This is a genomic window from Pedobacter sp. HMWF019 (assembly GCF_003061025.1).
In the GTDB taxonomy this organism is placed as follows: Bacteria; Bacteroidota; Bacteroidia; order Sphingobacteriales; family Sphingobacteriaceae; genus Pedobacter.
In genome coordinates, this window is the sequence record NZ_QAIL01000180.1 from 1 (window position 1) to 1,115 (window position 1,115).

Below are 1,115 nucleotides of genomic sequence, written 5' to 3' on the forward strand. Positions count from 1 at the left end.
TCCTTCCCCAGGAGATAAACTTGTAACTCCCAAGATCTTAGAACCATCTTTGGATAGGAATTGATCAATATCAAACCGTAATGAGCGCAACAAATCCGTATATTTTGCAAATTCCGGATTGGAAGCCTCATTCTTCCACATGCTGCGAACCTCCTTATCGCTACCTTTGATGTAATTAAGTGCGCCAAGAACATGGGCTCCAGTTACTTTTTGCAATTGGGCAACTGTATTTATAGAATTGTCTAACAAAAACAGAACCAGCACATACATAAAGCAAATCATAAAAGATGCTACTCCTGAAAGCGCGATGTATAATATTTTTTTTGATGGCTCGGCGACCCCTGGAAAACCAGCCTGAGCCAGATTAAGTTTTAAACCAATTTTTTTCTCAAGACTATTCTCATTCGATTTGTTAAGAACCTCTAAATACTCTTTTGTTGCGACATCTGCGTCTCTTTCATAATTCTGCACACCTGCATCAAAAGGCACCATGGTATTATACTTAGCTCTTAAGCCTGCCAATTCCGTATCTATAGATTTTATACTGTTTTTTGCAAGATCCAGAGCAATCTCCAGATTCATTTTTTGTGTAATCAGGCTCTGTTTATTTGCAGCCGGATCCGCAGTGTACTGATCAGAATTTTTGACTACCTGATCAGACAGCAAACTTTGTAAAGAATCTACTTTTTTCTTATCCGCAGGCCTAAAATTATTATCAATATATCTTTCATTTGCAATACTCAGCTGATTTTTAATATTGACAATCTTACTATTATCAGCAATAATATTACCACCAGAATAGATCTGATCTTTACTGGCCAGTCGTCTGTCTATGCTCGCAATAGCCCCTTGATTGGATTGAATCTCTCTTAACGCATCCGATTTTTTTTGCTCATAATCTGTAATCTGTTGGTATATGATCTCAGACTGTTTATCTAAGTTCAAAACTCCATTATTAACTTTATAGTTCTTTAATGCAGAATTTTTTTCATTCATCAGTTGCTCCTTTTGTCTCAGAAGCGAATCTAGCAACACGTTTGATTTATTCTGATTGTTAGTTACATCTGCACTATAAGTACTTATAAATTCAGAAGCAAGTGTATTAACCGTATAAG

1 pseudogene is annotated in these 1,115 nt (G+C 36.2%); it reads right to left on the minus strand.

Annotation, left to right across the window (positions count from 1 at the left end):
- Positions 1-1,115 (minus strand): annotated as a pseudogene (locus tag DBR11_RS29565) (lipopolysaccharide biosynthesis protein); the annotation flags it as partial.